Consider the following 876-nt stretch of genomic DNA (forward strand, 5'->3'; position numbering starts at 1 on the left):
CCACGGCCGGTGTCCGCCGGCGGCGAGCAGGGCGCGTAGACGGTAGTTCTCGAAGTTCCGGAACCCGCGGGCGACCCTGCGCATCGTCTCGATCACCCCGTTCACGGCCTCGGTGGGCCCGTTCGAGGCCCCGGCGGTGTCGAAGTAGGCCAGGATCGCGGCCTTCCACCGCCGCAGAGTGCGGCCGAGCCGGGCGACCTCCGGAATCGGGCAGGTGGGGAACGCATCGAGGACCTCGGCGACGAGCCGGCGCCCGTGCTCGGGGCGGGCGTGGTAGACGGCGCGCAGCTTCTGGTAGCAGTGCCAGGCCAGGGTCACCTCATGGTGCGGGTCCCCAGCCACCAGCTTCGCGTTGAGCCGGGTGATCTGCTTGGCAGTGAGGTGCTCGGCGCCGATCTGCAAGGTACGGCGGATCCCGTAGAGAGGGTCCCCGGCCCGGCCTCGGTGGCCGAGGGTGTCCTGCTGCACGCGGCGACGCACCTCGTCCACGACCTGCCCACCGAGCTTCACCACGTGGAAGGCGTCCAGGACGGTGATCGCCTCCGGGAGCTCGTCGCGGATCGCGTTGGCGTAGCCGTGGAACGGGTCCAGCGTCGCCGTGCGGATCCCGCTCGTGAACCCCGGCCCCTGGGTAGCAAGCCAGTCGCCGTAGGCCGCCCCCGTGCGCCCGGGCACCAGATCCAGCAACCTCGCCCGGGGCCGGCCGTCCTCACCGCGGGAGTGATCCACGATGCCGGTGACCAGCCCGGTGCCGGGCGGACCCACATGGCGCCAGACGTGCTCGTCGACGCCCAAGGCGTTGACCCCGGCCAGCCGGTCCTCGGCTGTCAGCTGGGTCTCGATGACGGGGACGATCGCGTGCCAGACGGTGTTCCA

At 71.9% G+C, this 876-nt stretch carries 1 protein-coding gene; it reads right to left on the reverse strand.

Translation table 11 applies throughout. From position 1 onward, the window contains the following. A partial coding sequence (locus RF638_RS16020) for an ISL3 family transposase (protein WP_368842461.1) occupies positions 1–876 on the reverse strand: 876 nt, incomplete at both ends.

Origin of the sequence: Kocuria sp. CPCC 205235, assembly GCF_040980905.1 — a bacterium.
GTDB lineage: Bacteria > Actinomycetota > Actinomycetes > Actinomycetales > Micrococcaceae > Kocuria > Kocuria carniphila.